We start from the raw sequence: 15,047 nt of genomic DNA, 5'->3' as shown, positions 1-15,047 counted from the left end.
TTTGAATGTGTGGGCTCTTTTTTTGTTGATGAGAAAGGGGTTGCCTGTCTGTCGTTTTTTGTCGATAGATCGATATATTAAGAAAATCGTTGATATACTGCAAGTTACGATCGATATATTTGAAAAATCGTTGATATATTGTAAGTAATGAACGATATATTTAAAAAATCGTTGATATAAATTTCATGTACCGTAATTAAGTTAAAATCATTAATACGGTTTTACTTATCAAAATGAAATTCTAATACATTTTTAACCGAGAAAGATGACTTCACCATTTTTACGTGTAATAATAGTAACGTTACATATATTGTGAAAGAAGTACAAAAGGAGCGTTACAATGAATTTAGCTAAATTCCCGAGAAAAAAATATACAGAATCATATACACCAATTGAAAAGTTAAACAATTTTTCTGAATCACTTGGTGGTCCGACTATTTATTTTAAACGAGATGATTTACTTGGTTTAACAGCCGGTGGCAATAAGACGAGAAAGTTAGAATTTCTAGTTGCAGATGCACAGGAAAAGGGTGCAGATACATTAATTACAGCTGGTGGTATTCAGTCAAATCATTGCCGCCTGACACTTGCTGCTGCGGTAAAAGAAAAAATGAAATGTATTCTTGTATTAGAGGAAGGGCTTGAGCCAGAAGAGAAGAGAGACTTTAACGGAAACTATTTCTTATATCACTTATTAGGTGCTGAGAATGTCATTGTTGTACCGAACGGAGCAGACCTGATGGAAGAAATGCATAAAGTAGCACAAGAAGTAAGTGAAAAAGGTAGTACACCATATGTAATTCCAGTTGGTGGATCAAATCCTACAGGCGCAATGGGATACGTTGCTTGTGCCCAAGAAATTATGGCGCAATCATTTGAGCAAGGAATTGATTTCAGTTCAGTTGTTTGTGTAAGTGGAAGCGCTGGTATGCATGCTGGTTTAATTACTGGTTTTTCTGGAACGCAAAGCCATATTCCTGTAATCGGGATTAACGTAAGTAGAGGAAAAGCTGAGCAAGAAGAGAAAGTAGCAAAACTTGTAGAGGAAACTTCAGCACACGTTGGTATTCCAAACTTTATCCCACGCGACGCTGTTACGTGCTTTGATGAATATGTAGGGCCAGGCTATGCGTTACCAACGCCGGAAATGGTAGAGGCAGTTCAGTTACTTGCGAAAACAGAAGGTATTTTACTTGATCCAGTGTATACAGGTAAGGCAGTAGCGGGATTAATCGACTTAATTAGAAAAGGTAAATTTAATAAGGAAGACAATATTTTATTCGTACATTCAGGTGGTTCACCAGCTTTATATGCGAATACGTCTCTATTTGCGTAAGTGTAAAAAGCATTGGGTATCCAATGCTTTTTGTTATATACTGGACTATTTGAGCTGCGGACCAATTCTATCACTTTAATTAACTAAAAGAAGAATTTCCCCATCCCGATTAGACTACTAATCATTCCTATTCCACTCATGGTGCCTTTTCCTGCTGTAAGTAAGTTTCCAAGCATTCCTAGCTGACCGTTACCTCCGTTATTTCCCCATCCCATTGGGGCCCACGGACCACCCCATCCTGGAGGGTTTCCAAAAACACCCGAGTTATTGGTATTGAAATGAAAAGGCTTGGCTGGCGGCGATAGTAAAGCGGCAAGATGACCTTGTGCGAACATCCCTGTATGATTGAATGGTTGGGCCCAGGGGAAGGGAGGTTTTTGAAAATTAAAACCTGCATGACTTGGTAATGGAGTCCAATTAGTAGGGTGACCTTGTGGTATTGTCCCTGCATAATTGATTGGCTGCTGCCCCCAAGAGAAGGGAGGGGGTTGGGGATTGAATCCCGTATAATTGGCTGATGAATCCCAACTAACTGGATAGACTCGATAACTCCAATTCTCAGGAATCTTCAAATCATTCATTACCTCAGATTTAGTTATTTCGGGCTGTGAATATAATGAAATTTGGTTAGTATATTGTTCCCCGTTTCCCTTTGAATTCAAATACCAATATTGGTCCATACGCTTATTCTCCTCACTTTAAAAATGTAATGTTAGACTTAGCCTATGTAATATTCCTTTTTATGGATGGTTACATAACTAGATCTACAAGCCTGTATTTAAAGGAATGGGTGTGTGGACTTGTTGATTTAAAGTTTCACTTTATTTTAGAAGGGGATTTTCAGTTGCTTATTTTGTGTATTTCAGCCTAATTTAAATTCCGTTAACAAACGTTTTTATAAAGGTTTCATCAAGAAAAAGATTTTAAAATGTTATGTTGGGCAAGTGGAATTGCTAAAAAGAGAATATCCATTCGAAGAGTTTGGCAAAATACTGCAAGGGTAATGTTTTCTTGTGCAAATATGTAAACGATTTAAACGAATCAATGAAATTTATAATGAAGGGGCAATTAAATATATGAGTGAAACATTACATAAAAGAAAACCACCATATGTAATGCTTGTAATCCTTTTTATTGGGGCATTTGTTTCATTTCTAAATAACTCCCTTTTAAATGTAGCCTTGCCATCAATAATGAAAGATTTAAACATTCAAGATTATTCAACGATCCAGTGGCTTTCTACAGGGTATATGCTTGTAAATGGTATATTAATTCCGGCATCAGCATTTTTAATAACGCGTTTTTCAAATAGGAGCCTATTTATTACATCTATGGTGATTTTTATTCTTGGTACTGCCTTAGCGGCTGTAGCGCCGAATTTTGGTTTATTACTTACTGGTCGGATGGTTCAAGCGGCAGGCTCTTCAGTTATGGGGCCTTTGTTAATGAATATTATGCTAGTAAGCTTTCCAAGAGAAAAAAGGGGAACAGCAATGGGGATTTTTGGACTAGTTATGATTACAGCTCCAGCAATTGGACCGACACTATCAGGTTATATTGTAGAGTATTATGACTGGCGTTTGCTTTTTGAAATGATTTTACCGTTAGCAATCATTAGCTTACTGTTAGGGATTTGGAAATCTGAGAATGTCATGAAACAAAACAAAAATGCAAAACTTGATTATCTCTCATTACTATTATCTTCTGTCGGTTTTGGCGGTTTGTTATATGGATTCAGTTCTGCAAGCTCCGATGGTTGGACAAATAAAGTTGTCTTAACAACCTTAATCATAGGCGCTATTGCCCTAATTGCTTTTATTATCCGCCAATTAAAAATGGATGAGCCGTTATTGGATTTACGTGTTTACAAGTACCCAATGTTTGCACTTGCGTCTGTAATTGCAATTGTCAACGCGGTGGCCATGTTTTCGGGTATGATTTTAACACCAGCTTATGTACAAAACGTCCGTGGTATTTCGCCGCTGAGCTCTGGGCTGATGATGCTTCCAGGTGCGGTAATAATGGGGATTATGTCACCAATTACAGGTAAACTATTTGATAAATATGGTCCTCGGATTCTTGGCATAGTAGGGCTTTCCATTACAGCTGTTTCAACTTATATGTTGGCAAGTCTGCAAATTGACTCTAGTCATACACATATTATTCTTATTTATACACTGCGGATGTTTGGGATGGCGATGGTGATGATGCCACTTATGACAAATGGTCTTAATCAATTGCCAACTCGCTTAAATCCGCACGGTACAGCTGTTAATAATACAGCTCAACAAGTGTCCGGTTCGATTGGTACTGCTATTCTTGTTACGATTATGAATTCTGTAACAAAAACAAAAGTTGAAAGTTTAATGTCTGATATAGATCCAACAACCTTCACAGAAACTACGAAGGCAATAGTAACTCAAAAGGCTTTATTATCTGGAATTCAGTATTCATTCTATGTAGCGCTTGGCATGAATGTTGTTGCACTACTATTAGTTTTTTTCGTTAAACGTGTAGATACAAGTGCGGAAGCTGTCGAGAAGTTAAATCGGTAGAGAAGAATAAAACGTTAGATAAAGATTCCTACAAGTTTTTTTGCTGCTAAGGCGCCGGTATTTAAAGCTAGAAAAAACTAAAAGAAGCAGGGAAATAATTATATAGTAAAAGAGGACCTGATGTTCATATCAGGTCCTCTTTCATTAATAACAAGGTATACTTGCTTATCGTATTGGTTTAACTAAACTACTGATTTTTCGAATACTACAATCTTAAGCTCGTCACCTTCTTTATTTTGGAGTGTTTTAGAAGAAAATGAATTAAAATGATTGTTTTATAAACAAATACAAGAGATGAGATCCGTTTGCAATTTCTCATAAACATTATAATTTTAGATTATCTTTTAACACCAACATTAAAAGGGTCCAACTATATTTATTCGCTTCATTTTAATTTAGTATTTTTCTACAAGTTATAAATCTAATTGCCAAGCTTATACGTAATATCATAATCATGAATAGTTAGGGAAAAGATAAAATAAGGTAATCAATTACATATCTTTATTTCATGCTTTTTTGAAAGGGTGTTTTTAATGGAAAAAAAAGTATCTGCTATTCCTCAGCCGAAAACATATGGACCGCTGGGTAATCTCCCATTAATCGATAAAGATAAACCGACCCTATCCTTTATCAAGATAGCGGAAGAGTATGGTCCCATTTTTCAAATTCAAACTTTAAGTGATACCATCATTGTCGTTTCTGGACATGAATTGGTAGCAGAAGTTTGTGACGAAACACGTTTCGATAAAAGTATAGAGGGTGCTTTAGCAAAAGTTCGTGCCTTTGCTGGGGACGGATTATTTACTAGCGAGACTCACGAGCCTAACTGGAAAAAAGCTCATAATATTTTGATGCCTACATTTAGCCAACGGGCAATGAAAGATTACCATGCCATGATGGTCGATATTGCTGTACAACTCGTTCAAAAATGGGCACGGCTTAATCCGAATGAAAACGTAGATGTTCCGGAGGATATGACTCGTCTTACGTTAGATACAATTGGTCTATGTGGTTTTAATTACCGATTCAATAGCTTTTATCGTGAGACACCTCATCCTTTTATTACTAGCATGACCCGTGCTCTAGATGAGGCGATGCACCAATTACAGAGGCTGGATATAGAAGATAAACTCATGTGGAGAACGAAACGTCAATTTCAGCATGATATTCAATCTATGTTTTCTTTAGTAGATAATATTATTGCTGAACGTAAAAGTAGTGGAGATCAGGAAGAAAATGATTTACTTTCCCGTATGTTAAATGTGCCAGATCCGGAAACTGGTGAAAAATTAGATGATGAAAATATTCGTTTCCAAATTATTACCTTTTTAATAGCTGGACATGAGACAACAAGTGGATTGTTATCTTTTGCAATTTACTTTTTATTAAAGAATCCGGATAAATTGAAAAAAGCCTATGAAGAAGTAGACCGTGTTTTGACAGATCCTACTCCAATATACGAACAAGTTATGAAACTGAAGTATATCCGGATGATTTTAAATGAATCACTACGTCTATGGCCTACTGCTCCAGCATTCAGTCTCTATGCAAAAGAAGATACAGTGATTGGTGGGAAATACCCAATTAAGAAAGGAGAAGATCGTATTTCTGTTCTTATTCCACAGCTACATAGGGATAAAGATGCATGGGGAGACAATGTGGAAGAATTCCAACCTGAACGATTTGAAGAGCTGGATAAGGTTCCTCATCATGCTTATAAGCCATTTGGAAATGGCCAGAGAGCATGTATCGGTATGCAATTTGCACTTCATGAAGCCACTCTTGTAATGGGAATGCTTCTTCAACATTTTGAATTAATCGATTATCAAAACTATCAGCTGGACGTAAAACAAACATTAACGCTAAAGCCCGGTGATTTTAAGATTAGGATTCTACCCCGAAAACAAACTATTAGTCATCCTGCTGTTCTTGCACCTACAGAGGAAAAGCTGAAAAACGATGAAATTAAGCAGCACGTTCAGAAGCCACCTTCTATTATTGGGGCCGATAATCTTTCACTTCTTGTTCTGTATGGCTCGGATACAGGTGTAGCAGAAGGTATTGCAAGAGAATTAGCAGATACAGCTAGTTTAGAAGGAGTTCGAACGGAAGTGGTAGCTCTTAACGATCGAATTGGAAGTTTGCCAAAAGAAGGAGCGGTACTTATTGTGACTTCTTCTTATAATGGAAAACCGCCAAGTAATGCAGGGCAGTTTGTGCAATGGTTGGAGGAATTAAAACCAGATGAGCTAAAAGGTGTTCAATACGCAGTTTTTGGTTGTGGAGATCATAATTGGGCTAGTACCTACCAACGGATTCCAAGATACATTGATGAGCAGATGGCTCAAAAAGGAGCAACAAGATTTTCTAAACGCGGAGAAGCAGATGCAAGTGGTGATTTCGAGGAACAGCTCGAGCAATGGAAACAAAGCATGTGGTCTGATGCGATGAAGGCATTTGGATTGGAACTAAACAAAAATATGGAAAAAGAGCGCAGTACTTTGAGTCTGCAATTTGTTAGTCGTCTTGGAGGATCTCCTCTTGCACGAACATATGAAGCAGTGTATGCATCTATACTAGAAAATCGTGAACTCCAATCATCCAGCAGTGATAGAAGTACACGACATATCGAGGTATCCTTGCCAGAAGGTGCTACATATAAAGAAGGAGACCACCTTGGAGTGTTGCCAGTTAATAGCGAGAAAAATATCAACCGAATTTTAAAACGTTTTGGATTAAATGGGAAGGATCAAGTTATACTGAGTGCAAGTGGACGAAGTATAAATCACATACCTTTAGACAGTCCTGTTAGTTTATTGGACCTTCTTAGTTATAGTGTTGAAGTTCAAGAAGCAGCCACTCGAGCACAAATACGAGAAATGGTAACGTTCACAGCATGTCCTCCTCATAAAAAAGAATTGGAAGCATTATTAGAAGAAGGAGTTTACCATGAACAAATACTAAAGAAACGGATTTCAATGTTGGACCTTCTTGAAAAGTATGAGGCTTGTGAAATCCGATTTGAACGCTTTTTAGAACTTCTTCCTGCGCTCAAACCGCGTTACTATTCTATTTCAAGCTCTCCACTCGTTGCACACAATCGTCTGAGCATTACGGTCGGTGTTGTTAATGCGCCTGCATGGAGTGGGGAAGGGACATATGAAGGAGTCGCTTCTAATTACTTAGCTCAGCGTCATAATAAAGATGAGATTATCTGTTTCATTCGAACGCCGCAATCAAACTTTGAATTACCTAAAGATCCAGAAACACCAATTATTATGGTGGGGCCAGGTACTGGAATTGCACCATTCCGTGGATTCTTGCAAGCGCGTCGTGTTCAAAAGCAAAAAGGTATGAACTTAGGACAAGCGCATCTATATTTTGGTTGTCGTCATCCTGAAAAAGATTATCTTTATCGTACAGAACTAGAAAATGATGAAAGAGATGGATTAATCTCTTTACACACAGCTTTTTCTCGTTTAGAGGGACATCCAAAAACATATGTACAGCATTTGATAAAACAAGATAGAATCAATTTAATTTCGTTATTAGATAATGGAGCTCATCTTTATATATGTGGTGATGGAAGTAAAATGGCTCCGGATGTAGAAGATACCCTTTGTCAAGCATATCAAGAAATTCATGAAGTAAGTGAACAAGAAGCAAGAAATTGGTTGGATCGTGTGCAAGATGAAGGGCGATACGGAAAAGATGTTTGGGCTGGTATATGAGTGTTTCTTAATTAGTTACGTATTAACTAATGAACTTCTTTCGAATAAATTTCACTTTATTAGTATAGTGTATTTAGATGAATAGTGATTAACCAGACTATTTAGTATCTACTAAATAAAAAACAGGACCTGATATGCATCTATCAGGTCCTGTTTCACATAGACATTATACATCGATATTTTCCACACATTATCAATGTTTGTAATGTAGTTAGCCTTTTGGGTCAGCGATAAAATCAGATATTATTTTTTCGATATCGAAAGGAGTAATCCCTTTATTCAAAGAGAAAATAGTTTCTGCTTCTTCGATGTCTTGAACGAGTTCACCTCTAGCTTCAATATGTAATCGGAACAAGTCATATAAATTCGGTTTAACTAAATTAGTTAAAGCCTTTCCAACTAGTATCATACCTTTTTGATTAGCCTCGATGGTATTATCATATGTTAGATCTCTTGTAAGAGACAAATCTGTCCAAATCAATTTTCGTTCCTTTAAGTCTAAAATAACTGGAATAGAGATTTGGGTGTCGGCAGTAATATCCACTTTATCTTGAACAGTAGAAGGTTCAAATATTTCACCTGAACCAGGATATTGACGAACCATCCAACCAGTAAAGCATTCTGGTAAATCTTTATATGGTTGATCTGTGTAAGAAAGCAAAGTCATGACTACATAGCGTCCACCATATTTCAGCACAGACGGAATATCGAAATCAATGAATTCAGATGCCCCCTTTGGTGCAGAAGTAATATCTCCGCTATGGTAGGCTTTGAAATTTTTTTGAACGTAAGTTCGTGAAGGAGACATGTTCTTTGTATTGCCAATCTTCGTCGTACATTGCAGCAGATAAATCAATGTCAACGCGTCCTGTATGTTGTCCATTCACATAGCCTTCTTTCCACCATAGGAAAAAACGAATCGTATCTCCTTCTGGCAAATCTACTTTACTCCCTCGAGATAATGTACGAAGCGCTTTGCTGGCTGAACGTTGAGAGAAGGGAACTAAGTGATTTTTTAACTGTTCATCCAAAAATACTTTTCCGAGACTTGGAAGTTCTGCGAAGCGATTTTTTAAAGTATCTTCACACATTTTTACAATCATTAAACAAATATCCTCTGAGATAAATGGAAGTGTATTTTCAATACCTATAGCTTTTGCTACATTTCCCTTTGGAAAAAATGTACGAAATTCATTTTTATCATTTCGATGCTTAAAATGAGCCGTGAGTTGAAGTAATACAGGAGTAGAAACGTTTCCTATTATACTTAGAAAATCTTCGAGAATATTGAAAACATCTGTTGACTTATTACTACATAAACGGATTAAATGATCCAAACGTCTGGCAAATTCCCCCGGGCGAGTTTTTAAAAGATTTTTTGCTGTCATGATATCACGATTCAACAAAGCTGCTTCTATTTTTCCATTAAATGTTTCAACTTTAATGTTGTTGCGAAGCATCTCAAATGCTCGGTTGGTTTTTGGGAAACGAGTATGATATTCTGCTGGATGAAGAATTTCACCTAAACGAATCCAACGTTTTTTGTATCGAAGCATATCTTCTGTAATGTTTCCGCATTGCTCTAACAATCCTAAAAGGAAGCGTCTTTCTGCTCGGTTAAACTTCTTGAATCGAACGGAGGATGCTAAACTCACATCGCCTTCAGATAAAGCAACTGCAAGGCGAAGAACATCAGTTGCCGTTTTAAAATACTTTGCAGCAGCATCGGCTGATATTTTTCTGTTTATTAATAAAACCCCAATTATAAAAGACATATTTTCCTTATGAGGAATTACATTAGGTAGAAAACAGGAAACATCTTCAGTGTGTGTAATAGCCCATTCTACATCTGTCTTATCAGTTGAGGAAATAGAGCTGTTTGCACGAATCAATTGAGAAATCATTTGATTGAAATCTTCTTCACTTCCTAAGTCAATAACTTTCAAATCAACGCTATCTAAAAGAGGAAGTCGTTCTTCAACTTTTGATATAGGCAGGCGCAACGTCACATAATGAATAACGGCATTGATGTATAAATCAGCGTCACTTAAATCCATCATTTGTTGCGGAAAGTTTGGATACATAGGAGTAAACTGAATATGTGCACCAACCATTTCTTTTAAATGTTTTACCAACTCTTTGTAAAACGATGTGAATGCATCAACCGAAAGTGTTTGCAACTCTTCTATTAAAGGCTCAGAAAAAGTAAATCCTAAACTTTCCAAGTTTTTTAAAACAGTGGCTAAATACATGTTCGGTAGTTTATTTTCTTCTCTTTTTATAATTACTTTCAAACTTCTTCTTATATAAATAGAATTTTTCATGAGAACGCCGATTATTCACTCCTTATAAAAGAGGGGAATAGTCCGACTGTCCTCCTTTCAGTGGTAGATTTTTATTTTTATATGTATAAACACACTAATTGTAGAAAAATGCACAGAGGGTATAAAGCTATTTTTTAGTGAAAAATTAGGGGTATAACATTTAGTTGTTAAGTGGTAATTTGTTAATGAAGAAAAGAAAACCTCTACATCAATGGTTGATAAACTAAAGTTTATTCAATCCCAAAGAAGAAAGAGGTTTTATGGTTTAATTATTTTCATAGGAAATTGACAACTCTAAAACAATTTGAAATTTCTACAAAGAAGGAAGAATTGTCATAGCCTATGTGTTTAGCAGGAAAGTAACATCCCTATTTCGCCAAAGAAGTTAGAAGGAAGGAACGTCATAGCCTGCTTTATTAGTATATTCTCTTGCGAAGAGCAATTCAAGTATACTGTCTGATTTTTTATATTTTTCTTAAAGGGGAATTGTCATGTTTATCCCGCATTGACGGGTAGCCCGATTGGTGAGGGGGATTAAAGTTTCACTTTATAAATAGGGAGATCATCACATGCCCTTTTTATAATACTATTACGGGAGGATTTTTATTTTTGATATATTATCCCATTTATTTGATGGTATAATATGGTATTGGTTCTATGGAATGGAGTTGAATGAGTATTATAAATACAAAAGGTGAAATTAAAAAAACGAAAAGAAAAGTATTACTAACTATACTTACTATGTTAGTAATTATAATTGGATTTGGATATTGGAAACTTTTTAGTTTGCAAGGTGTTCCAAAAGGGGAATTAATTCGAACAGTGGAATCTCCAGATGGAAAATATCTCATCAAGACTTATTTTCATAATGCAGGATCATTAAGTGCGGATGCTGTTAGGGGTGAATTAGTTAACCTTGATACAGATTCAGAGAAAAATATATATTGGAATTATCCAGATACCGATCCATATATTGAATGGGTAAATAAGAATATTGTTAGAATTGGAGATCAAACTTTAGATATTTCACAGAAAGAAACCTATGATTGGCGTGATGATGATGAGCACGTTAAAGAAATGCCTAAACAGTTTATTAGATAAAATAAGAAAAATTAAATTTATTTAATCTTATTCGTTTAACTATAGATAGGATTATATGAGTGAAAAAGTCCATTTAGATTTTCTAAATGGACTTTTTTAGGTTTCTAGATACGACTACTGATAAAAATGGAACAAACTTGTTATTTAGGTTGTCTATTAAGTATACGTATAAAACAGGGGTTCATGATAGTTCACTCATTTTATGAAAAGTGAGATGCAAGAGAGTGATATCCGATACACTCTTTAATTGTATCGATATGTATAACACCTAAAAAAACATATATTCTTGAAAGAGGTTGAAAATGTATGATAGTCTTAAACAAGTTTTTTAACATTTTACATTACAAAAAGATGGTACCTGTAGTATTTCTTTCATGTGCAACGCTTATAGGCTGTTCTGATGGTAATACTCAATCTGAATTACCTAAACAAACGAAACAAACAAATCCAATCAAACAAGAAATTACTGGTAATGATTCTTTTGTTAAACTTGAAAAAGAATTTGATGCTAAACTCGGTATTTATGCATTGGACACTGATACGAATCAAACCGTTACTTATCAATCAGATGAACGGTTTGCATACGCATCTACTCACAAAGCTTTAGCTGTGGGAGTACTTTTACAAAAGAAATCAATAGAAGATCTAAATCAAAGAGTTTTGTATACCCGTGAAGATCTTGTTAATTACAATCCAATTACAGAAAAGTATGTTGATAGTGGTATGACCCTGAAAGAGCTTGCAGATGCTTCTCTTCGATATAGTGATAATACTGCACAAAATCTTATTCTTAAACAATTAGGTGGACCTAGTGAATTCAAAAAATCACTAAGAGAAGTAGGAGACACCGTTACAAATCCTGAACGTTTTGAACCAGAATTAAACGAAGTGCTTCCAGGAGACGTACGTGATACTAGTACCCCAAAGGCATTAGCTACTAGTCTTCAGGCTTTTACGCTAGGAGATGTACTTTCAACTGAGAAACGGGATTTATTAATAGATTGGATGAAAAGGAATACTACCGGAGACAACTTAATTCGTGCCGGAGTTCCAGGAGGATGGGAAGTAGCTGATAAGACTGGCTCGGGATCTTATGGAACCAGAAATGATATCGCAATTATTTGGCCACCAAATAAAAAACCAATTGTTCTTGCGATACTTTCTAATCATGATAAAGAGGATGCTAAATACGATGATAAGCTTATTGCAGAAGCAACCAAGATAGTGTTAGATGCTTTAAAAGTGACAAATAAATAATAATAGTAACTAGTTATTATTATTTTCCCGGTTTTTAGTCACAATATTGTGAGTCATGATTTTGCTAGCGGACTAATGTTTATGGGGTTCTTCGTTGGAGTTGCATTTTTAGCAACGATGGCAAGTTGCTTAATGTTTAAAGTTCTGTCGGGAGCATCAAAAGATGTGGCACGTTATCAAACGTTTCGTAAAATTGTTGTCCGCCGAGAATTATTAACAAACTCAATCTATAAAGAGTTATACTTCATGTTTTTATTCCCAGCAATTGACGGGATTACTCATATATTATTTGGTATGAACATGTTTAGTCCTATTTTAATCGATCCGTACTCTCGTATTTGCTTACCACTTGTTATTTTTGTAGTAATTTACTCGATTTATTACTTGATTACAGTTCAATTATATAAAGGAATTGTACTCTCGAAAAAAGATCAATGTAATGATGTTATTCATAAAGAATGATAGATAATCCTTTTTGGAAAAAACAATTAAGAGAGAGATAACATTAATTATCGACTGTATCGAAAGTGAAATCACTTCTTTACAGAAGGAGATGGAGAATTAAGTCAATCGAATGAATATTATAGCCTGCTAATATCCCAGAGTATGTTATAAATAATATTGCCACTTGGGTGCAAGGAAGATTGAAATGAAATTAGCAACCATATTTTTAAATAGTTATTTTCAGAGGCAACAAGTGTATTAGGGAGGGGGCATTTGGCTTAGAGGAATCTTCATGTGAAAAGACCTGAAACAGCCTTCCCTATAGCAATAATAAAGATGTCTAATTTCTAATATAGAAAATGATATCCAATTAAATTTATCCTCTGTGTATTTTGTAACTACATTTCATCTTGCTGTAGAGAAACAAAAAACATTTTTCTTATTCAATAATTCCAATTTCTAGAGCCTTTTGAACAGCTTCTTCTTTGTTACGGACTCCTAGCTTTGTATAAGCTGTGGAAGCATAATTTCTGACCGTACCATTCGATAAATATAACCTTGATGCTATGGTAGTGTATCGGAGTCCCTTTGCTACTAGCTGCAATATTTCTATCTCCCTAGCTGTTAGCTCATAAGCGGTTGCTTTTGATTGTGGTGTCTCTTTTGGCGCATCAAACTTCTCAAATATTTTGTGAGACATTCCCTGATCAATCAGTGTCCCACCTTTGTGAATAAGTCGGATCGTATTAGCTAGCTCCAATGTTTCAATAGATTTGAGTAAAAAACCATCCGCACCGTTGCGAAGCGATTCCAACGCCTGTTCGGTATCCTGAAAAGTTGTAAAAATCAATATGCGGATATGTGGCCATTGTTGCTTAATCTTTTTGGTTGCTTCGACTCCATCCATGTGTTGCATATCTAAATCCATAAGTATAACATGAGGTTGAAGGCGCCCACACAAATCGATGGCTTCATTGCCATCCTCGGCCAAACCGACTACATTTAAATCTTCATATCTATCGAGTAGTGTCCTCAAACTTTCCCGAACAAACGGCTGGTCGTCTACAATTAACAAACGAATAAGTCCATCTTTTATTTCAGTTTGTCGCGGTATGGTACATGTAACAAGCATTCCTTCATCTGGCTTTGTATATACAGACAATTGACCTTGCAAATTCATTGCTCGTTCTTTCATCGTATTCATACCGAAGCCTTCCTGCCATTCTACATTTCCTTTTCCATTATCTTGAACTTCTAATCTCGTATATTGTTGTTCAAACTGCAATGAAACTATAATTTCAGTTCCCTGACCATGACGTACTGCATTCGTAAGGGACTCTTGTAAGCAACGAATGAACGCTATCTTCGTTTGCCGAGACAATTCATATTCCTCTCCGTATGTCCGAAAACTTACATTAACCTGAGCGTGCTCCTGAAATTCGGCTCCAAGATTTTTGAGAGATTGAATTAAGGAAGGCGATTGACACGGAGACTCCATTTGATGTAGGTAACCTCTCACGTCCTCGATGCTTTTACGTCCCATTTCAAGCAGAGAATCTAGCCTCTGTATACCCATTTCAGTAGCAAGTTCGGTGCGCAACGTTTCCATTCCCATAATAATAGAAGTATAAGCGTGACCAACTGTATCATGAAGCTCACTCGACAGTCTGTTTCGTTCTTCCGCCAGTGTGATGCGTTCAATTTGAGACATATATTGCTCAAGTACCGCGTTTTGTTTACGAATTGATTCATTTTGCTTATGATTGACGATTAATAAATGAAAAGCGAAGCCCATTACATATGCGAATCCATAATAGGTAACCATAATCCAATAGCTATTACTTGGCGCAATCGCATAGAAAATTCCAGTTGTTATAAAAACTGTTATTGGAGCTGTCCAATAATAGGACAAATGCTTACTATTTGCAGCAATTAGAAACACCGATATAAGAAATGTGTTGTAAGCTTCCGGAAATAATGAGGTTAAATATATACATATTCCACCATATAGCAGTATTTCTGTGAACAAATAATATTTATAATTGAATAGTAAGGCTACCCATGGAATTGAGAAGGCAATAATTTCCCAAAGAATAATAATCCAAAGTGGTAATGTTAAACCATCCTGAAAATTTAATGTAGCTAGAATGATAGACACACTAGCAAGTAGGCGTACTCCTAACATAATCCAATCATACCAAAACCAATACTTAACCATATCTAACAAGTCCTTTACCCCCTAAATAGCCTACCATTTTACTTCCTATATTATAATTTAATCCTTCCTGCCTTATTATAC

The 15,047-nt window shown here is 35.9% G+C and carries 8 protein-coding genes and 2 pseudogenes; 7 read left to right on the top strand and 3 right to left on the bottom strand.

Going from position 1 to position 15,047, the window contains the following annotated elements:
• Positions 1-340: 340 nt before the first annotated feature.
• Entirely contained in the window at positions 341-1,336 is a 996-nt protein-coding gene (locus V6946_RS16450) for a D-cysteine desulfhydrase (RefSeq protein ID WP_006922782.1), read from the top strand.
• Positions 1,337-1,419: 83 nt separating this feature from the next.
• Here the strand turns inward: V6946_RS16450 and V6946_RS16445 are convergent, their stop codons facing one another.
• On the bottom strand, positions 1,420-2,016 hold the full coding sequence (locus V6946_RS16445; RefSeq protein ID WP_000373135.1) for a hypothetical protein: 597 nt from the start codon (positions 2,014-2,016) through the stop codon (positions 1,420-1,422).
• 396 nt (positions 2,017-2,412) lie between these two features.
• On the opposite strand from V6946_RS16445, the gene V6946_RS16440 reads away from it, so the two are divergent.
• Together V6946_RS16440 and cypD are read left to right on the top strand one after the other, a co-directional pair.
• A complete protein-coding gene (locus tag V6946_RS16440; protein WP_366981864.1) occupies positions 2,413-3,891 on the top strand; it encodes a DHA2 family efflux MFS transporter permease subunit in 1,479 nt (492 codons plus the stop codon).
• Positions 3,892-4,424: 533 nt separating this feature from the next.
• Positions 4,425-7,622: a bifunctional P-450/NADPH--P450 reductase gene (gene cypD / locus V6946_RS16435; protein ID WP_006922775.1), complete on the top strand. Its 3,198-nt coding sequence runs from the start codon at positions 4,425-4,427 to the stop codon at positions 7,620-7,622.
• Positions 7,623-7,833: 211 nt separating this feature from the next.
• Here cypD and V6946_RS16430 read toward each other — a convergent pair.
• Positions 7,834-9,946: pseudogene (locus tag V6946_RS16430) on the bottom strand (TerD family protein).
• 672 nt (positions 9,947-10,618) lie between these two features.
• Here V6946_RS16430 and V6946_RS16425 point away from each other — a divergent pair.
• The 4 genes and pseudogenes from V6946_RS16425 to V6946_RS16410 all read left to right on the top strand — a co-directional run.
• The gene (locus tag V6946_RS16425) at positions 10,619-11,047 is read left to right on the top strand and encodes a DUF5412 domain-containing protein (RefSeq protein ID WP_000022539.1); all 429 of its coding nucleotides are present in this window, start codon (positions 10,619-10,621) and stop codon (positions 11,045-11,047) included.
• Positions 11,048-11,353: 306 nt separating this feature from the next.
• The gene (gene bla, locus V6946_RS16420; RefSeq protein WP_000636454.1) at positions 11,354-12,304 is read left to right on the top strand and encodes a class A beta-lactamase; all 951 of its coding nucleotides are present in this window, start codon (positions 11,354-11,356) and stop codon (positions 12,302-12,304) included.
• An 81-nt stretch (positions 12,305-12,385) separates the two neighbouring features.
• Positions 12,386-12,766: a hypothetical protein gene (locus V6946_RS16415; RefSeq protein WP_006922771.1), complete on the top strand. Its 381-nt coding sequence runs from the start codon at positions 12,386-12,388 to the stop codon at positions 12,764-12,766.
• Positions 12,766-12,957, top strand: a pseudogene (locus tag V6946_RS16410) (hydrolase); the annotation flags it as partial. The gene V6946_RS16415 and the pseudogene V6946_RS16410, both read left to right, overlap by 1 nt.
• Positions 12,958-13,187: 230 nt before the next feature.
• On the opposite strand, the gene V6946_RS16405 reads toward V6946_RS16410, so the two are convergent.
• Positions 13,188-14,975 carry a hybrid sensor histidine kinase/response regulator transcription factor gene (locus tag V6946_RS16405; RefSeq protein WP_006922769.1) on the bottom strand — a complete coding sequence of 596 codons (1,788 nt, stop codon included), beginning with the start codon at positions 14,973-14,975 and terminating at the stop codon, positions 13,188-13,190.
• Positions 14,976-15,047 lie beyond the last annotated feature (72 nt).

Origin of the sequence: Bacillus sp. PPSBB_2 (assembly GCF_045291115.1) — a bacterium.
Lineage (GTDB): Bacteria > Bacillota > Bacilli > Bacillales > Bacillaceae_G > Bacillus_A > Bacillus_A cereus.
Note: the sequence above shows the minus strand (reverse complement) of the source record. Positions and strands in the feature narration are given on the sequence as shown.